Annotated in this window: 18 protein-coding genes; 11 read left to right on the top strand and 7 right to left on the bottom strand. The window is 74.1% G+C overall.

Annotated features, from left to right (window positions below):
- The first annotated feature begins 121 nt into the window (after positions 1–121).
- Entirely contained in the window at positions 122–583 is a 462-nt protein-coding gene (locus FHU30_RS47605; RefSeq protein WP_372503852.1) for an ATP-binding protein, read from the top strand.
- Between the two features lie 516 nt (positions 584–1,099).
- Here the strand turns inward: FHU30_RS47605 and FHU30_RS06765 are convergent.
- A complete protein-coding gene (locus FHU30_RS06765) occupies positions 1,100–1,777 on the bottom strand; it encodes an alpha/beta fold hydrolase (protein ID WP_253873011.1) in 678 nt (225 codons plus the stop codon).
- A gap of 82 nt (positions 1,778–1,859) precedes the next feature.
- On the opposite strand from FHU30_RS06765, the gene msrB reads away from it, so the two are divergent.
- Positions 1,860–2,261 carry a peptide-methionine (R)-S-oxide reductase MsrB gene (msrB, locus tag FHU30_RS06760; RefSeq protein WP_253873009.1) on the top strand — a complete coding sequence of 134 codons (402 nt, stop codon included), beginning with the start codon at positions 1,860–1,862 and terminating at the stop codon, positions 2,259–2,261.
- A gap of 61 nt (positions 2,262–2,322) precedes the next feature.
- Here msrB and hemQ read toward each other — a convergent pair whose 3' ends face one another.
- Complete coding sequence (gene hemQ, locus FHU30_RS06755) at positions 2,323–3,021, bottom strand: hydrogen peroxide-dependent heme synthase (RefSeq protein WP_253873007.1); 699 nt, start codon at positions 3,019–3,021, stop codon at positions 2,323–2,325.
- Complete coding sequence (gene hemG / locus FHU30_RS06750; RefSeq protein ID WP_253873004.1) at positions 2,981–4,441, bottom strand: protoporphyrinogen oxidase; 1,461 nt, start codon at positions 4,439–4,441, stop codon at positions 2,981–2,983. The genes hemQ and hemG overlap by 41 nt, the downstream gene beginning before the upstream one ends.
- Positions 4,442–4,615: 174 nt before the next feature.
- Between hemG and FHU30_RS06745 the strand changes: the two genes are divergently transcribed.
- The gene (locus FHU30_RS06745; RefSeq protein ID WP_253873001.1) at positions 4,616–5,545 is read left to right on the top strand and encodes a DUF4349 domain-containing protein; all 930 of its coding nucleotides are present in this window, start codon (positions 4,616–4,618) and stop codon (positions 5,543–5,545) included.
- A 136-nt stretch (positions 5,546–5,681) separates the two neighbouring features.
- On the opposite strand, the gene hemE is transcribed toward FHU30_RS06745, so the two are convergent.
- Positions 5,682–6,707, bottom strand: coding sequence for a uroporphyrinogen decarboxylase (hemE, locus tag FHU30_RS06740; protein ID WP_301322859.1), 1,026 nt, complete (start codon positions 6,705–6,707; stop codon positions 5,682–5,684).
- A gap of 413 nt (positions 6,708–7,120) precedes the next feature.
- Between hemE and FHU30_RS06735 the strand changes: the two genes are divergently transcribed.
- The 4 genes from FHU30_RS06735 to efeU all read left to right on the top strand — a co-directional run bounded on the left by FHU30_RS06735 (position 7,121) and on the right by efeU (position 10,663).
- Positions 7,121–7,522 carry a hypothetical protein gene (locus FHU30_RS06735; protein ID WP_253872999.1) on the top strand — a complete coding sequence of 134 codons (402 nt, stop codon included), beginning with the start codon at positions 7,121–7,123 and terminating at the stop codon, positions 7,520–7,522.
- Positions 7,523–7,601: 79 nt separating this feature from the next.
- Positions 7,602–8,207 carry a DUF3000 domain-containing protein gene (locus FHU30_RS06730; protein ID WP_308211239.1) on the top strand — a complete coding sequence of 202 codons (606 nt, stop codon included), beginning with the start codon at positions 7,602–7,604 and terminating at the stop codon, positions 8,205–8,207.
- A gap of 112 nt (positions 8,208–8,319) precedes the next feature.
- Entirely contained in the window at positions 8,320–9,576 is a 1,257-nt protein-coding gene (locus FHU30_RS06725; protein WP_372503851.1) for an HRDC domain-containing protein, read from the top strand.
- Between the two features lie 220 nt (positions 9,577–9,796).
- Positions 9,797–10,663, top strand: coding sequence for an iron uptake transporter permease EfeU (gene efeU / locus FHU30_RS06720; protein ID WP_253872996.1), 867 nt, complete (start codon positions 9,797–9,799; stop codon positions 10,661–10,663).
- 39 nt (positions 10,664–10,702) lie between these two features.
- Here efeU and FHU30_RS06715 read toward each other — a convergent pair whose 3' ends face one another.
- The 3 genes from FHU30_RS06715 to FHU30_RS06705 form a co-directional block, all read right to left on the bottom strand.
- The gene (locus tag FHU30_RS06715) at positions 10,703–11,065 is read right to left on the bottom strand and encodes a hypothetical protein (RefSeq protein WP_253872993.1); all 363 of its coding nucleotides are present in this window, start codon (positions 11,063–11,065) and stop codon (positions 10,703–10,705) included.
- 147 nt (positions 11,066–11,212) lie between these two features.
- Positions 11,213–12,985, bottom strand: a complete 1,773-nt coding sequence (locus FHU30_RS06710; protein WP_253872991.1) for an AMP-binding protein — start codon at positions 12,983–12,985, stop codon at positions 11,213–11,215.
- A 90-nt stretch (positions 12,986–13,075) separates the two neighbouring features.
- Positions 13,076–13,639 (bottom strand): MarR family winged helix-turn-helix transcriptional regulator, encoded by a 564-nt coding sequence (locus FHU30_RS06705; RefSeq protein WP_308211215.1) that lies wholly within the window; start codon positions 13,637–13,639, stop codon positions 13,076–13,078.
- Between the two features lie 150 nt (positions 13,640–13,789).
- On the opposite strand from FHU30_RS06705, the gene FHU30_RS06700 reads away from it, so the two are divergent.
- The 4 genes from FHU30_RS06700 to FHU30_RS46910 all read left to right on the top strand — a co-directional run bounded on the left by FHU30_RS06700 (position 13,790) and on the right by FHU30_RS46910 (position 17,131).
- Positions 13,790–14,665 carry an NAD-dependent epimerase/dehydratase family protein gene (locus tag FHU30_RS06700; protein ID WP_253872988.1) on the top strand — a complete coding sequence of 292 codons (876 nt, stop codon included), beginning with the start codon at positions 13,790–13,792 and terminating at the stop codon, positions 14,663–14,665.
- Positions 14,666–14,875: 210 nt separating this feature from the next.
- Positions 14,876–15,244, top strand: coding sequence for a BlaI/MecI/CopY family transcriptional regulator (locus FHU30_RS06695; RefSeq protein ID WP_253872986.1), 369 nt, complete (start codon positions 14,876–14,878; stop codon positions 15,242–15,244).
- Between the two features lie 43 nt (positions 15,245–15,287).
- Complete coding sequence (locus FHU30_RS06690; RefSeq protein ID WP_253872984.1) at positions 15,288–16,373, top strand: M56 family metallopeptidase; 1,086 nt, start codon at positions 15,288–15,290, stop codon at positions 16,371–16,373.
- A gap of 155 nt (positions 16,374–16,528) precedes the next feature.
- A complete protein-coding gene (locus tag FHU30_RS46910) occupies positions 16,529–17,131 on the top strand; it encodes a phosphatase PAP2 family protein (protein WP_253872980.1) in 603 nt (200 codons plus the stop codon).
- Positions 17,132–17,203 lie beyond the last annotated feature (72 nt).

Here is a 17,203-nt window from a genome sequence, read left to right as displayed (position 1 = left end):
AGCTCCGGGCATCTGATCTCCCATCGGCACCCCGGTGAATTTGCTGAGTTCACCTGGTCAATGCACACCTAGCGAGGTCACCCTGTGACTCACAGCACATCCTTCCTCGCCAGGAGAGAGCATGGGTCCCGTTACGAGTGTTCGCGCCCCTTATTTGTTCGACGAGACGTTGGTCGCGGAGGTCGCGGCCGTGGGGGTTGCGCGGAAGGGGGTCTGGCGGGCGCTTCGGGGGGCCGGGTACTGCGAGGAGTTGGTTGAGAGTGCGGGGACCGTCGTTACCGAACTTGCCTCCAACGCTGTGCGGGTGGCTTGTGGGGAGGCGGTCAGGGTGCGGCTTCGGCCTGTGCGGGATGAGGGCGGGGGTGTGTGGGTCGAGGTGTGGGACGACCAGGACGCCGCACCTGTTCCGCGTCCGGTCGTTCACTCGCTCGACGACATCGACCTGCTGCCGTGCGACGAAGTCATCGGGGGGTGGGGGCTTGGGATCGTCGCGTCCCTGTCCAGTCGGCAGGAGATTCGGCCTACTGAGCCGTGCGGCAAGTGGGTCGCCGCTTTGATCCCTTGCTGTCGGCGGGCGGGGTGAGGGCGATGTCCGCTTATGTGCTTGGGGTGGCTGGGTGCTTGCCGCTCGATCCTGGTTCTGCGAATCCTGCTGACTGCCTTCCGCAGGTTTTTGTGTATGCGGTGCCGTCCGATCCGCGGTTTGCGGCGGACGCGGCGGAGGGGATGCGGGTGCTTCTTGAGCATCCTCGGGTTCGGGTTGGGATGATCGTTTCGGTTAGTGATCCGGACGGCCTCCCTGTCGGGGCGTCTATTGGCGGGGCTGAGTGCCTGGTCGTCCGGTATCGGGACGTTCGGGAGCGGCATTCTGTGCCGGGTGGGCTGGTCGCCTCGATGCTGGAGCAGCGGCGGTTCATGATCACGCTGATCGGGCGGCCGTGGCCGTTCGCGGCGGGGCGGAGGCGGGAGCCGGAGTTGATCAGCGCGTTCCTCAATGATCCTCGGACGGGGCCGCGGGCCGGGCTTATCGTGCCGCTGGTTCGGGATGCGCGGCGTCCCGGGAGAGGTGAGCGGGCTCGGAGCGTCCGATGAGCCGGGGTTACAGGGCTGCTCGGTAGGCCTCCAGGCGGTCGGCCAGTTCTTTGGGGTGGCCGAGCATGAGCATGTGGTCGCCTGGCATTTCGTCCGGGACGATGCCCAGGCGCTCTCGGACGACGCGGCGCATGAAGTCGGCCGGGAAGAACACGTCGTCGCGGGCCAGGAGGAAGCGGGTCGGGACGTTCGGCCAGGCATCCAAAGGCCACGGTTTCAGCATTGGGGTGGCTGACTGGCCGCGGGCGTGGTTGAGCGCCTCGGCGGCCAGGGCCGGCGGGGTGTCGTTGTAGAAGAGGGCGTTGTTGTCGGCGGGGTCTCGGCCGTCGCGTTCGTCCTGGCGTCGGCGTGCCTCTTCGTGGCCGGTGTTCGACCACCACTCGCCTGGGGACTCGCCCGGCTTCGGGATCATGGCCTGGAGCATGACCAGGAGGTCCACCGGCAGGCGGTCGCAGACCAAAGGGCCCGTGAAGCCGCCCAGGGAGTGCGCTACGACGATCAGGTCTCGGCGGTCGCCGATGGCGGTGACGGCGGCGTCCGCGTATTCGGGCAGGCCTGCGGTGTCGTCCTCACAAGGCAGGTCTACGGGCACGACGTCGTGGCCGCGGTCGCGCAGCTCGTCCGCCAGCAGGTGCCAGTACCACGGGTCGCACGCGCCGCCCGGAATCAGTGCGTATGTGGCCATGTGCAAGTCCCCCTCATCCCTCTCCAGCGCACGCTACCGGCCTGCTCGGACACTTCCCGGGGACGCGAGGTAACGTCGAGGGATGGAGAAGATCCGCAAGACCGAGGACGAGTGGCGGGCCGTCCTCAAGCCCGAGGAGTTCCGGGTCCTGCGCGAGGCGGGCACCGAGGCCCCGTTCACGGGCGAGTACACCGACACCAAGACCGTCGGCGTGTACCGGTGCCGGGCCTGCGGCACCGAGCTGTTCCGGTCCGACGCCAAATTCGACTCGCACTGCGGGTGGCCGTCGTTCTTCGAGCCGACCGAAACCGACGCCGTCACGCTGGTCGAGGACCGGTCGCTCGGGATGGTCCGGGTGGAGGTCCGCTGCGCGACGTGCGACTCGCACCTCGGGCACGTCTTCCACGGCGAGGGCTACGACACCCCGACGGACGACCGGTACTGCATCAACTCCGTCAGCCTCACGCTGGAGCCCGCCGAATAGAGCTCCGGCATGCGTCCGGCCCGTCCACAAAGGACGGGCCGGATTCGCGTTCAAGACCTCGCTACGGCAGGGAGGCGATCAGTTCGGTGACCGGCTTGCGGCGGCCGGTGTAGAAGGGGACCTCTTCGCGGGTGTGGCGGCGGGCCTCGGCGCCGCGGAGGTGGCGCATCAGGTCGACGATGCGGTGCAGCTCGTCCGCCTCGAAGGCCAGCATCCACTCGTAGTCGCCGAGCGCGAACGACGACACCGTGTTGGCGCGGACGTCCGGGTAGCCGCGGGCCATCTTGCCGTGCTCGGCGAGCATGGCGCGGCGCTCCTCGTCTGGCAGCAAGTACCACTCGTACGACCGGACGAACGGGTAGACGCACACGTACGCGCGTGCCTCCTCCTCGGCGAGGAACGCCGGGATGTGGCTCTTGTTGAACTCGGCGGGCCGGTGCAGCGCCATCTGCGACCAGACCGGCTCGCTCGCGCGGCCGAGCGCGGTGCGCCGGAACCGGGAGTAGACCTCCTGGAGGTCGTCCGAGGACGGCGCGTGCCACCAGAACATGTAGTCGGCGTCCGCGCGCAGCCCGGCCACGTCGTACAGGCCGCGGGTGACCACGTCCTTCTCGGCGGCCTGGTCGAGCAGGTCCTGCACCTCGGCCGCGTCCTTCTCGGTCACCTGGCCCGGGCGGGACACCCGGAACACCGACCACATGGTGTACCGGATCACCTGGTTAAGGTCGCGCGCCTTCGGCTTCGCGGGCATGTCCGTCATTCGTCTCTCCCCGACTCTCCAGATACTCCAGTATGCGTCCGGCCGCGGACCGCGCGTTCGCGATCACCGCCGGGACGCCGAGACCGTCATAGGCCGCGCCGGCGACGGCGAGGCCGGGCTGGCCGGCGACCGCGGACCGGATCCGCGCGACCCGGTCGGCGTGCCCCACGTCGTACTGCGGCAGCGCGCCGCCCCACCGGGTGACCCGCGACTCGACCGGCAGCTCGGCGACGCCGCAGGTCACCGCCAGCTCGGTCATCGCCGCGGCCTTCAGCTCGTCGTCGGACCGCTGGAGCGTGTGCTCCTCGCCGATCCGCCCGATGGACGCCCGCGCCACGATGATCCCGGGGTCGCGGTCGCGCAGGTGCGGCCACTTCACCGAGCTGAACGTGACGGCCTTGACCTGCCGTCCCTCCACGGCCGGGACGAGGTAGCCGCTGCCGCGCGGGGCCCGGCGGAACGCGGACGCCGGGTAGGCCAGCGTCACGATCGCCATGGACGCCGTCTCGATCCGCTCCAGCTCGCGCGCGGCCGCCGGGACCTCGTGCGCGAGCAGCCGCGCGGCGGGCGGGGCCGGGCAGGCGATCACGACGGCGTCGGCGTCCAGCGCCTCCGGGTCGCGGGCCGAGCCGACCGTGAGCCGCCAGCCGGACGGCGTGCGGCGCAGCTCGCGGACGGTCGCGGCGGTGCGGATCTCGCCGCCCGCCCCGGTCACGGCGTCCGCGATCAGGTGCGGGAGGGTGCCGAGGCCGGTGTTCAGCGTCGCGAAGACGGGGCCGGGGTCGGCGGGCGCCTTCGCCCGGATCTCCTTCACCGCGTTGATCAGCGAGCGCTCGCCGCGCGCGGCGGCGGCGACGGCGGGCAGGGTCGACTCGAAGGACAGGCGGTCGGCGCGTCCGGCGTAGACGCCGCCGAGCAGCGGCTCGACCAGGCGGTCCACGACCTCGCGGCCCATCCGCGCGCCGATGAAGTCGGCCACCGACACGTCGTCCCCGCGCGGGGTCTCCGGCAGGACGAGGTCCAGCGGCACGCGGGCGAGGCCGGTCGGCGACAGCACCTGCGCGGCGGCGAGCGCGCGCAGGTCCGACGGGACGCCCATGACCTGCCCGGACGGCAGCGGGCGCAGCGCGCCGTGGCTCAGGATCGCGGCCGAGGTGGTGCCCGGGTGCACCAGCGCGTCGCCGTGGCCGAGCTCGCGGACCAGCTCAAGGGCCTCGGGACGGCGCGCCAGCATCGCCTCCGCGCCCTCGTCCACCGGGAGCCCGGCGACCTCGCTGACCTGGAGCTTCCCGCCGATCCGCGGCGAGCCCTCCAGCAGCGTGACGCGCACGCCGCCCCGGGCCAGCCGCATCGCGGCGACCAGGCCCGCGACTCCTCCGCCGACGACCGCCACGCGTGGGGTGGTGGGGTTGGCGCTCATGCCTCCACTTTCCCAGATCCCCTGCGGGATCCGCTCCAGGGGTGGCTTCAGGACCCCGGTTCCGCAGGCGCCGAGGCACCGCAGCGTGGGGCCGTGATGTCGGCGCGTCCGGAATGTGTTGGTTTCGCGATGCGCGGCGCGGAACAGTGCGGCAGATCACACCATCCCAGTCCTATGAGACTTCTCGCACGCACGGCGCAGGCACCGCGACTCGTGATCTGCGCGATCCTCCTCCTGCTCTCCGGAGCCCTGCTGGCCGCCTGCTCCGGGACGAACGGCCGCAACGACAGCGCGGCCACCAACAACCGCGGCGCGGCGGCGCCCGGACGGGCCCAGGGCGGGGCGGCCTCCGCGGCTCCCCAGCAGGCGGCCAAGGCCCGGGCCGTGGTCTTCTCCGCCGACCTCCGCATCCGGACGCGGGACGTGAACGCCTCCGCGTCCCGTGCCAAGCAGCTCGTCGCGGCGGTCGGCGGCTACGTCGACTCCGAGAACGGGACGACCGAGCCGGCGCCGGCCGAGACGCTCGTCCTGAAGATCCCGAGCGCGAAGTTCGCGCCGACGTTGGACCAGCTGTCCAGCCAGCTCGGCACCCGGCTCTCACTGCGGCAGCAGGCGCAGGACCAGACCGGGGACGTGGCGGACACCGCGAGCCGCGTCCGGTCGGCGCAGGCCACGCTCGCCTCGTTCCGCAAGCTGCTCGACCGCGCCGGGTCCGTCGAGGACGTGATGAACGTCGAGCAGGAGATCGCGCGCCGCGAGTCCGACCTGGAGGCGCTCCAGTCCCGGCAGAAGAACCTGGACGAGAGCACCTCTTACGGCACCGTCACGATCGGCATGGAGGCGCCGCCCGTCGCGCAGGTCGCCAAGGCCAAGAGCAGCGGGCCGCACGGGTTCGTCGGCGGCCTGAAGTCCGGCTGGCGCGGCCTGGTCGCGATCGTCACCGCGCTGCTGATCGTCGTCGGCTGGCTGCTGCCGTTCGTGGCCGGCCTCGCCGTGGTCGGCGTGCCCGCGCTGCTGCTCACCCGCCGCGTCCGCGCCCGAAGCACGCGCCCGGCCGCCCGCCCGGCGCCCGCCGGTCCAGGCACCCGTCCAGGCTCCGAATGACCCGCGCCCCCGGCTCCGCGCCCAGCCCAGTGGGCGCGGAGTAGCCGGAACGGCCCCGCAGGGCGCCGCCCCGCAGAGCACGGCCCCGCGGGGCGCGGCGCCTACGGGACGGCGCCGCGCGGCGCAGGCGGCGGGGTCAGGTGGCGGAGGCCTCGTGGACGTAGTCGGCGAGGCGGGCCAGGACGTCCGGGTTCGTGGACGGCAGGACGCCGTGGCCGAGGTTGAAGATGTGGCCCTCGGCCGTCCGGCCGCGGTCGAGGACGTCCTTGGCGCGCGCCCGGACGGTCTCCCACGGCGCGAACAGCAGCGACGGGTCGAGGTTGCCCTGCAGCGCCTTGCCGGGCGGGACGCGCCGGACGGCCTCGTCCAGCGGGACGCGCCAGTCGACGCCCACGACGTCCGCGCCGGCCTCGCCCATCAGGCCGAGCAGCTCGCCGGTGCCGACGCCGAAGTGGATGCGCGGGACGCCCAGGTCCTCGACCGCGCGGAAGATGCGGCTGGTGTGCGGGAAGACGGAGTCGCGGTAGTCCTGCGGGGCGACCGCGCCGACCCACGAGTCGAACAGCTGGATCGCGCTCGCACCGGCCTCGACCTGCACCTTCAGGTAGGCGATGGTGAGGTCGGTGAGCCGCTCCATGAGCCGGTTCCACAGCTCGGGCTCGCCGTACATCATGGCCTTGGTGTGGTCGTGGTTCTTCGACGGCCCGCCCTCGATCAGGTAGGACGCGAGGGTGAACGGCGCGCCCGCGAACCCGATCAGCGGCGTGCTCCCCAGCTCGCCGACCAGGCCCTGGACGGCCTCGGTGACGTAGGGGACGTCGTCCGGCGTCAGCTCGCGGATCGCGTCGATGCCCGAGGGGTCGCGGATCGGGTCGGCGATGACCGGGCCGACGCCGGGCTTGATGTCCAGGTCCACGCCGATGGCCTTGAGCGGCACCATGATGTCGCTGAAGAAGATCGCCGCGTCGATCGAGTACCGGCGCACCGGCTGCATCGTGATCTCGACGATCATGTCCGGGCGGGCGCACGCCTCCAGCATCGGCACGCCCTCGCGCACCCGCAGGTACTCCGGCAGCGACCGGCCCGCCTGCCGCATGAACCACACGGGCGTGTGCGGGACGGGCTTGCGGCGGGCCGCCAGCAGGAAGGGACTTTCGGCCAGGCCGGAAGCGGCCCGCGCATCGGCATGGGGTGGGACAACGTCGTCTACAGCCACCCCCCGATCGTCCCACGCCTCCCCCGGTCCGCGTGCGCAGGGTGGCCGAACCGGCCTGCCTTTCCGGGCCGTCCGGCGGGACGTCCGGGGCGCTATCGGATGCGACGTCCAGCCGGACGTCCGGCACGCCGCCGACCGGACCACCGGGCCGGGGCGTGCACACTGACTCGCGCCCCGCCGGACGGCCCCGGCGGCCGGACGTCCCGAACCGGGCTCGGGTGCGGTGGGTCCCCGCGCGGACACGGAACGTGCGGCAACGTTCACGGGCGGGATGAAGTTCCGGACACGCCGAGCGAAGTCCCGCATTCTGTCACCGGCACGTGCGAGCGTGATGCGTGTCATAGCCGAGGAGGTCCCCCGTGTACTGCTCCACCTGCGGCGACGAACGCCGCTTCGAGCGGACGCCGTGCCTCGACGGGCACGGTCCCGACTGCCCCGAGCGCGCCTGCGTCGAATGCGGCGCCGCGGTGCTCGTCGGACCGGACGCCACGCTGGGTGATGACGAGACCCCCCTCCCCCGCCCCGCGCGGACCGCGCCCCCGGCGCCTGCCGCAGCCGCCGCCGAAACCCCCGCGACCTCCGCCACCGGAAACCCCGGAACCTCCGCAAGCCCCGCCGCCGGAAACCCCGGCGCTTCCACCGCCGGAGCCGCCGTCCCGGCGGCCTCCGCCCCCTCCGATGCTCCCGTGTCCATGCCCTCCGACCCCGCGTCCGGCGGGCCCGACCGCGCGGCGCCCGCCACCGTGCGGGCCGTGGCCTGATCCGCGCCGCCCCGAAGACGAGACCTGTGCTGTGCCCCCAACCCCGTTCGCCGCGACCGGCGGACTCCCCGGTGCGCCCGTGACCGGCGACCACGACCCCGCGGGCGACGTGCCGCCCCCGTTCCAGCGCGCCCGCGACGCGCTGCGCGCGGTGCTGGACGGCCCCTCGCCGCGCCCCGAACTCGAACTTGAGGACATGCCGGCCCCGCAGCGCCTCGCGCCCTACGCGGCCGCGCTGTCCGGCTCGGTCTACCGCGACGACGACACCGAGGTGGCGTCCGGCCGGCTGATCGTCCTGTACGACCCCGCCGGACGGGACGGGTGGGCGGGCGGCTTCCGCGTCGTCGCCTACGTCCGCGCCGATCTGGAGCCGGAGTTCGCCGCCGACGAGCTGATCGGCTCGGTCGCCTGGAGCTGGCTGCTGGAGGCGCTGGAGCCCGCCGGGTTCACCGCGGTGTCCGGCACGATCACCCGGGCGGTGTCGGAGAGCTTCGGCGACAAGAGCGACGAACCGTCCACGACCGAGCTGGAACTGCGCGCGTCCTGGTCCCCGACCGACACCGGTTCGGGCATCGACATGGCCGGGCACGTGGCCGCGTGGTGCGAGGTCATGAGCGCCACCGCGGGCCTGCCGCCCGCCGGGGTGACCGCCCTGCCGGACGGCCCCGGCGGCACCGCCCGCTGAGCGACGTACGGTAGGTGGCGTGGGAAGCACAGCGCCGGGCACCGAGACCGCCGGGGAGAAAACCGAGACCGTGGGAGCGTCCGACACACCGCAGAGCGGTTCAGGAGCGAGCGTGAGTTCTGAGACGGGCGCGGCCGAGGCGGGCGTGGCCGAGGCGGTGGCAGAGGACGCGGCGGCGACGCCGCTGCTGGAGCCGCGCGAGGGCGTGCCGCCGGTGGTGGCGGACGAGGCCGGGCTGGCGCGGGTCGTCGAGGCGTTCGCCAAGGGCACCGGGCCGGTCGCGGTGGACGCCGAGCGCGCGTCCGGCTACCGGTACGGGCAGCGGGCCTACCTGATCCAGCTGCGCCGGGCGGGCGCGGGGACGGCGCTGGTCGACCCGATCGAGTGCCCCGACCTGTCCGGGCTGAACGCGGCGCTGGACGGCGTGGAGATGGTGCTGCACGCCGCCAACCAGGACCTGCCCTGCCTCGCCGAGGTCGGGATCGTGCCGGAGTCGCTGTTCGACACCGAGCTGGCCGGGCGGCTGCTCGGCTACCCCCGGGTCGGGCTCGGCTCGATCGTGGAGACCGTCCTCGGGTACGCGCTGGAGAAGGGCCACTCGGCGGCCGACTGGTCCACGCGCCCGCTGCCGGAGGACTGGCTGAAGTACGCGGCACTGGACGTCGAGCTGCTGGTGGAGCTGCGCGACGCGCTCTTCGCCGAGCTGGAGCGCTCCGGGAAGCTGGACTGGGCGCTGGAGGAGTTCGCCGCGATCCTCGCGACACCGCCGAAGGCGCCGCGCGCCGACCCGTGGCGCCGGACGTCCGGCATCCACCGGGTGCGGAACCGGCGCGCGCTGGCGGTCGTCCGCGAGGTGTGGGAGACGCGGGACCGGATCGCGCAGGAGCGCGACCTGTCCCCCGGCCGCGTCCTGCAGGACTCGGCGATCGTCGAGCTGGCGCTGAACACCCCGAAGACCCCGGCCGAGCTGCTCGCGCTGCCGTCGATGAAGGGCCGCGGCGCGCGCCGGCACCAGTCGGCGTGGCTGCGCGCGGTGACCAAGGCCCGGGGGCTGCCCGAGCGCGGCCTGCCGGAGGCGAACGTCCCCGGGGACGGGCCGCCGCCCGCGCACCGCTGGGCCGAGCGCGACCCGGCCGCCGCCGCGCGGCTCACCGCGGCCCGCGCCGTCGTGACGACCCTGTCGGAGCAGCACAACGTCCCGGCCGAGAACCTGATGCAGCCGGACGCGGTGCGCCGCCTGTCGTGGTCGCCGCCGTCCGGCCCGGTCTCGGCCGAGGCGATCGCGGACGCGCTGCGCGCCCTCGGCGCCCGCGAGTGGCAGATCGGCCTGGTCGTCCCGCCCCTCGCCCGCGCCTGGTCCGAGCTCTAGCAGCTCGGGCAGCTCTAGCGGCTCTGGCAGCTCCGACGGCTCGGGCGGCTCCGGCAGCTCCGGCGGCTCGGGCAGCTCTGGCGGCTCGGGCACCGAACCTCGGGGTCACATCACAGGGACTCGCTGTTGGGGCACGCGGCGGTTTAGGTTAGGTTTGCCTAAGCATCCTTCTCCGCCGCGTGGAACCGTCCCCGTGGCCCGACCCCCGAGGAGCGTGGCGATGCTACTGGGCAACTTCCTCATCGGACTGCGGGAGGGGCTTGAGGCGGCCCTCGTGGTGAGCATCCTGATCGCCTACCTGGTGAAGACCGGGAAGCGCGAGGCGCTGCTGCCGGTGTGGATCGGCATCGGGCTCGCGGTCGCGCTGGCGGTCGGGTTCGGGCTGGCGCTCACCGCCGCGTCCTCGGAGATGCAGTTCAAGACCCAGGAGCTGTTCGGCGGGGTGCTGTCGATCATCGCGGTCGGGCTGGTCACCTGGATGGTGTTCTGGATGCGGCGCACCTCCCGGTTCATGAAGAAGGAGCTGGAGGGCAAGCTCGCCGGGGCCCTGGACGTGGGCCCGGCCGCGCTCGCCACCGTCGCGTTCCTCGCGGTCGGCCGGGAGGGCCTGGAGACCGCGCTGTTCCTCTGGACGAACATCACCAGCTCGTCCGAGGGGTCGACGCAGCCGGTGCTCGGCGCGCTGCTCGGCCTGGCCTGCGCGGTCGTCCTCGGGTACCTGCTGTACCGGGGCGGGCTGAAGCTGAACCTCAAGCGCTTCTTCACCTGGACGGGCGGCGCGCTGATCGTCGTCGCGGCGGGCGTGTTCGGCTACGGCTTCCACGACCTCCAGGAGGCGGACGTCGTCCCCGGCCTGCACACCGTCTGGCTGGAGCCGCACGAGTTCTTCGCGAAGTTCGGCTCGGCGGGCGACTGGCTGCAGACCGCGTTCCAGGGCGTCCTTAACGTCACGCCGCAGATCACCGCGCTGCAGCTGGTCATGTGGGCGCTGTACCTGGCCGTGGTGATGTTCTTCTTCCTCCGCCCGCAGGGCTCGCCGAAGAAGGCCCCGGCCGAGCCCGCTCCCAAGTCCCCCGCCTCCGCCTGACCGGACGCGCCGCGCTAGCCCGCCGCCCGCAACGGCGGGCTACAGGTCGGGGAGGGGGTCGCGCGGGAGGCTGGCGGGGTCGAAGACCTCGGCGTCGGCCGCGTTGATCACCGGCACGTACTCGTCGTCCACCTCGAAGAACGCGCCGGCGAACTCGAAGCTGGCGCCCGCGCCGGTCTCCACCGGCCCGATCCGGCGCTCGCGCGGGTAGCTGCCCCACACGCTGCTGGGGTTCGTCCGGCTGAGGGCGCCGGTGCACAGCACGGTGATCCGCTCGTCGGTCACCACGAACAGGAAGCCCGCGCCGCCGCCCTGGCTCAGCGCGGGGAACGCGTAGCGGATCTCCGCCGCGCCGCCGAGGAACTCCCGGCAGCGCCGGCGCAGCGGACCCGGCAGCGGCATGGCGACGTCAGACCCTTCGCACGAAGCGGTGAAGGCCGGAGGCTCCGACCGCCCCAATCATGCCCGCCTCCCAGGCCCCCTGACCAGTTCGCCCCGGCTCGTCGTCCGGCGCGGTCCGGGCCGTCGGCGGGCACCGGCCGCGGGGTGTCAGGCGGGACGGCCCGGAGGCGGGGCGAGGCGTCCCGGGACGACCTTGCCGGTGGCGTTCCGGGGCAGGTCAGGCACCACGTGGACGTCGCGCGGGACGGCGTACCTGGCGACCTCGGTGTGGACGTGCGCGCGGACGGCCGCGGGGTCGATGCGCGCGCCCGGCCGCGGGACTATGTGCGCGGCGACGCGCTGCCCCCACTCGGGGTCGGGGACGCCGACGACGGCGACCTCGTGGATCTCGGGCATCCGGAGCAGGGCGTCCTCGACGTCGCGGGGGACGATGTTCTCGCCGCCGGACACGATCACGCCGTCCGCGCGGCCGGCGACGAACAGCAGCCCGCGGCGGTCGATGCTGCCGAGGTCGCCGGTGGCGAGCAGGCCGTCGTGGACGGGCAGCGGCTCGCCGCCGGTGTAGCCCTCGAACATCAGCTCGTTGGCGGCGTGGATGAGGCCGATCTCGCCGCGCGGGACGTTCCGCCCGTCGGGGTCGAGGATGGACAGCGTCGTCCCGGCGGGGGGACGGCCCGCCGTGCGCGGGTCGAGCCGCAGGTCGCGCGGGGTCGCGATGGAGACCCAGGACGTCTCGGTCGAGCCGTACACGTTGTAGAGGCGGTCGCCGAACGCGTCCATGAAGCGGACCGCGAGGTCGCCGGGCAGGGCCGAGCCGCTGACCGCGACGATCCGCAGGGTGGACGTGTCGTACCGGGCGCGCGTCCGGGCGTCCAGGTCCAGGATGCGCTGGAGCATGACCGGGACGGCGAAGAGCACGACGTCGCGGTGCCCGGCGAGGGCGGCGAGCGTCCGCTCGGGGTCGAACCGGCGGTGCAGGACGACCGGCGCGTGCAGCGCCCAGGCCATCTGGAGGCCCGCGTAGCCCCAGACGTGGAACAGCGGCGCCTCGACGACCATGGTCTGCCGGGACCGCAGCGGGATCCGGGACGCCATCGACGCCAGCGGCCACAGGCCGGGACGCGGCGGGCGGCGCGCTCCCCTGGGCCGTCCCATCGTGCCGGAGCTGAGCATGATCGTCCGGCTCTGCACCTGCGGCGGGCCGGCCGGGCGGCACGCGGTCGCCGAGATGATCCGTCCGATGGTCGCCGCCGGGGTCGTCGCCAGCCCCCCGGCCGGACGCGGCGGGGGCGGCGGCGCGTAGGCGGGCGCCGCGACGTCCGCCGGGACGGGTGCGGAGAGCGGTTCGACACCGGGCGGCAGGGTGTTGCCGCGCAGCGGGTCGGCCGGGGCGTGGTCGGACCAGATGACCCGGCGGCGCAGCGCCACCGGCAGCGCCGACAGCAGCGGCGCGAACTCCGCGTCCGAGATGATCAGGTCCATCCGCAGCTCGGACAGCACGGCGCGCAGCTGCCCCGGCCCGAAGCCGGTGTTCAGCGGGACGACCTCGGCGCCCCGGCGGCTGCACGCGACCAGCGACAGCACCAGGCCCCGGTGGTTGCGGCAGAGCAGCCCGACGCGCGGGCGCGGCCCGGCGATCGGCAGGCCCTCGGCGAGGCGCGCGGACCACTCGTCCAGCTCGGCGAAGGTCAGCGGGCCCTCGTCGTCCTCGATGGCGAGCCCATCGGGGACGCGGGCGGCGGCGGCCACGAGCAGCCCGGCCAGGGTGGTGCCCCAGGTGCGCAGCGCCCCGATCTGGGACAGCACGCGGTTCGGCGGACCGGCGACCAGCCCGGTGCGCAGCAGCAGGCCGGTGAGATCGCGCGCGTGCCCCAGCCTCCGGCGCAGCCCGGGGCGGTAGGCGGGCCTGGCATGCGTCACCGGCGTCCTCCTCGGTGCGTCTCCGCCAAGGTACCCACGGTGGTGAAGGTGAACAAGAGCAGACCCCTCGATGTCCGACTGGTCGGGCACCTACTCCGTTCCGCTGTCGCCGAGGGAGGTGAGGAGCGCGCGGAGGAGACCGGCGAGCTGGTCCTGGCGGTCGCCGGAGAGGGCGGCGAGCAGGCGCGTCTCGTTGGCGACGTGCGCTTCAAGGACCTGGTTGGTCAGCCGGAGGCCCTCGTCCGAGAGCCTGATCAGGACGCGCCGCCGGTGCGTCGGGTCCACGCCGCGCTCGACCAGGCCCTTGGCGACCAGCCGGTCGACGCGGTTGGTCAGCGCGGCCGAGCTGACCATCGCGGCGGCGCTGAGGTCGCCGGCGCAGAGCCGGTAGGGCGGGCCGGAGCGCAGCAGCGTGGCGAGGACGTCGAACTCCCACGGCTCCAGGCCGTGCCGGGCGAACTCGTCCTTGAGGGCGCGCTCCAGCAGACGGGACGCGCGGGAGATCCGTCCGACGACGCCCATGGACGCGCAGTCGAGGTCCGGCCGGGCGGCCTTCCACTGGTCGAGGATCACGTCGACCCCGTCGCGCGCGGACGCCGGGGTGTTCGTAGACGACGCCGGGGTGTTCGTGGACGCGGTGGTGGTGTCGGGCACTGCGGGCTCCTCGGGCTCGGCGCGGACGGGACGGGACGGGGCGGATCGGGGTGCGGTCTCCCAGGCTAACCGTTCACCGTCCAAAAGTTTGACGCCGGAGCATTCTTGGGTCTAAATTTTCGATGTCGAAATATTTGATGGAGGTTCGAGATGCGTGTTCTGGTGATCGGAGCGACCGGCTACGTGGGGTCCGCGCTGGCGGAGCGGCTGGCGGGCGAGGGGCACGAGGTCGTGGCGCTGGCGCGTCCGGGCCGGGCGTCCGTCCCCGGCGCCGCCGAGGTCCGGACGGGCGACCTGGCCGACCCCGCCGCCCTCACCGCCGCCGTGACGCCCGACATCGACGCCGTCGTGCACGCGGGGACGCCGACCGGCGACGCGGCCGTGGACGCGGCGGCGATCGACGCCCTCACCGCTCCCCTGCGCGGTACCGGCCGCGCCTTCGTCTACACCAGCGGCGTCTGGGTGCTCGGCGCCACCGGCGACGCGACCGCGGACGAGACGGCCGCGACCGACCCGATCCCGATCGTCGGCTACCGGCCGGAGATCGAGCGCCGGGTGCTCGCCACCGCCGAGGACGGCGTCCGGGCCACGGTCATCCGCCCGGGCATCGTGTACGGGCGCGGCGGCGGCATCCCCGCCATGCTCGTCGGCTGGGCCCGCGAGGACGGCGCGCCGCGCGTGGTCGCCGACCCGGCCGTCCGCTGGCCGATGGTCCACGTGGACGACCTGGCCGACCTCTACACCGCCGTCCTCGCCGACGCCCCCGCCGGGACGGTCTGGCACGGCGTCGCCGAGGAGGCCGTGGCCGTCGGCGACCTCGCCACCGCCGCCGCCAAGGCCGCCGGGGTCGGCGGCGAGCCGCGCACCTGGCCCCTGGAGGACGCGGCCGGAGCGCTCGGCGAGCCGTTCGCCCAGGCCCTCGCCCTGCACCAGTCGGTCGGCGCCGCGGCGTCCCGCGACCGGCTCGGCTGGCGCCCGTCCCGTCCGGACTCGCTCTCCGACCTCCGCGAAGGCTCCTACACCTGACCGCTACACCTGACCCCGCACGGGCCCTACAACGGCCGCGCGCAGGGCTCCTGCAGCTGCCGCGTGGGCGCCCTGCAGCTGCCGCGCGCGGCACCCTGCAACTGCCGCGTGCGGGCTCCTTCCGCCGGTCGCGCGTGCGGCGGCACCTCCCGGGACGCATGGCAAACTGGAACGGCAAGGTCGTCGGAGCGATCCCGGGAGGTGGCCGCGGTGGCGGGTGCGGACGGACGGCGCGCGTCGGGTGCGCTGGAGACCGAGATCATGGCGGTGCTCCAGCGGGCCGGCAGGCCGCTGTCCACGTCCGAGGTGCAGCGGCTGCTGACCGACGAGCTGGCCTACTCCACGGTCGTGACGATCCTGAGCCGGATGCACGACAAGGGGCTGCTCGTCCGCGCGAAGGCCGGGCGGGCGTTCCAGTACGCGCCGGTCAGCGACGAGCCCGGGCTCGTCGCGCGGCGCATGCACCAGGCCCTCCAGGAGCGCGCCGACCGCGACATGGTCCTCGCCCGCTTCGTCGACACCCTCTCCGACCAGGACGAGCGCCTCCTCCGCGACCTCCTCGAAGGCCGCCCCGAATGACCGCGGAGCCCGCGAACCGGAGCGCCATGCCCGGGGGCTCGGGATGAGGGATCCGGACACCTACCTGCCGCTGGTGCTGCCGGTCGTGGCGGCGCTCGCGGCGCGGCCGGTCTCCGGACGGCTCGGGCCGCGCGCGGCGACCTGGCTGCTCACCGGCACGGCGGCCGGGCTGGCCGTGGCAAGCCTCGCCACGCTGGCGGTCTCGGCGATGGGCAGCGCGCTGCGGCTGCCGCCGATCGCGGCGCTGGGGCACATGTCCGAACGCGTCCTGCGGCACGCGCCGCAGACCGATCCGGTGGTCGGCACCGTCGCGACCGTCCTGCTGCTCATGTGCCTGATCAGCGCCGCGTGCGCGGCCGTCCGGCAGGGGTACCGGCTGGTGGCGTCCGCCCGGACGGCGCGGGCCCTGCCCGGCGGCGGCCCGGTCGCCGTCGTGGACGATCCGGAGGCCGAGGCGTTCGCCCTGCCCGGACGTCCCGGGCGGATCATGGTCACCACCGGCATGCTGGCCGTCCTCACCCCGGCGCAGCGGGACGCGCTGATCGCGCACGAGCGGGCGCACCTGGCCGACCGGCACCACCTGTTCCGCGCCGTCACCACCGTCGCCGCCGCGGCGAACCCGCTGCTCTGGCCGCTGCGCGGCGCGGTCGTGTTCGCCACCGAGCGATGGGCGGACGAGCGCGCGGCGGCGAGCATCGACGACCGCGAGCAGACCGCGCAGGCGATCGGCCGCGCCGCCCTCGCGCACAACCGCCGCCCGCGCCTGGGCCACGCCGCCGCCCTCGGCATCGGCATCGCCCGCGACAACCTCCGCCGCGGCTTCGGCCTCGCCCGCCTCGCCGAACGCGCCCTCCCCGGTTTCGCCGGACGCGGACGCGCTCGCCTCGCCGGACGCGGCATCGCCGGGTTCAGCGGACGCGGTGACGCGGGGGCCGGGCGCGGGTTGGTGGGGCTTCGGCGGCCGGGGCCGCTGCCTCGGCGGGTGAAGGCGCTGCTGGAGCCGCCGCCCGCGCGGCGTCCGCTGCTGATCGCGGCGATGGCCGCGCTGGTCGTCCTGGCATTGCTGGCCGCCCAGGACGCGGTGGTCGACCTGCACAGCCTGGTCGAGCACGCACAGGCCGCCGACTGACCCCGCCGATCCCCCTCGCCGGCCGGACCGCCGCCGGATTCCGGACGCGGCGTTCTCGACTACCCTGGCGTCATCGAAATTCTACATTGCCGTAGATTTTCGTTCCGCGGGATGTCGCCGGACGTTCGCGGAAGGTCAGGGGAACGAGGGGCCGAGTGATCGATGTGGCAGCGGCGGCGCGGCTCGCCGGAGGGCAGGCGTTCGACGCGGGGCTGTACCGGGACGTGGTGGCCGTGTCCGGGCACACCGGATGGCTGAACGGCCTGGTGAACTGGTGGAGCGACTACGGGCTCGCCCTGTTCGTCGTCCTCGCCGGGGTCGCCTGGTGGCACGCCAGGGACAAGGGGCTGCGGGCCGCGGTCAGCGCGCTGTGGGTGCCCGCCGCGATGATCCTCGCGTTCGCGGTCAGCAGCGTGCTGAAGCTGATGGTCGAGGAGCAGCGGCCGTGCCGGGCCATGCCCTCGGTGCACATCGCGGTCTCCTGCCCGGGCACGTCGGACTACTCGTTCCCGAGCAACCACGCCGTGCTGGCCGGGGCGGCGGCGATCGCGGTGTGGCTGGCGGCCAGACGCGTCCTCGGCGCCGTCGCCGTAGTGAACGCGCTGGTCATCGCCGGTTCGCGGGTCTACATCGGCGTCCACTACCCGCATGACGTGGCGGTCGGCCTGCTGCTGGGCGCGCTCGTCGCGGCGGCCGGGTACTACCTGCTGACGAAGGGTATGGCCCGGGTCGTCCCCGGCGTCGCGATACGGGGCTGATTCCCGCCCGGACGGCCCGCCCGCGTCGGCGTTCCGGGCGGCGCGGCGGCCCGCGCCCGGACGCTCCGACTG

It is taken from the genome of Actinomadura rupiterrae (assembly GCF_024172125.1).
Lineage (GTDB): Bacteria > Actinomycetota > Actinomycetes > Streptosporangiales > Streptosporangiaceae > Spirillospora > Spirillospora rupiterrae.
The sequence above is the reverse complement of the archived record's forward strand: the minus strand, read 5'-3'. Positions and strand labels throughout refer to the sequence as shown.

Coding starts and splice junctions, on each gene's coding strand:
- msrB (WP_253873009.1), top strand. CDS start 1,860: ATGGAGAAGATCCGCAAGACCGAGGACGAGTGGCGGGCCGTCCTCAAG.
- hemQ (WP_253873007.1), bottom strand. CDS start 3,021: ATGACGGACATGCCCGCGAAGCCGAAGGCGCGCGACCTTAACCAGGTG.
- efeU (WP_253872996.1), top strand. CDS start 9,797: ATGCTACTGGGCAACTTCCTCATCGGACTGCGGGAGGGGCTTGAGGCG.
- FHU30_RS06700 (WP_253872988.1), top strand. CDS start 13,790: ATGCGTGTTCTGGTGATCGGAGCGACCGGCTACGTGGGGTCCGCGCTG.
- FHU30_RS06765 (WP_253873011.1), bottom strand. CDS start 1,777: ATGGCCACATACGCACTGATTCCGGGCGGCGCGTGCGACCCGTGGTAC.
- FHU30_RS47605 (WP_372503852.1), top strand. CDS start 122: ATGGGTCCCGTTACGAGTGTTCGCGCCCCTTATTTGTTCGACGAGACG.
- hemG (WP_253873004.1), bottom strand. CDS start 4,441: ATGAGCGCCAACCCCACCACCCCACGCGTGGCGGTCGTCGGCGGAGGA.
- FHU30_RS06715 (WP_253872993.1), bottom strand. CDS start 11,065: ATGCCGCTGCCGGGTCCGCTGCGCCGGCGCTGCCGGGAGTTCCTCGGC.
- FHU30_RS06690 (WP_253872984.1), top strand. CDS start 15,288: ATGAGGGATCCGGACACCTACCTGCCGCTGGTGCTGCCGGTCGTGGCG.
- FHU30_RS06745 (WP_253873001.1), top strand. CDS start 4,616: ATGAGACTTCTCGCACGCACGGCGCAGGCACCGCGACTCGTGATCTGC.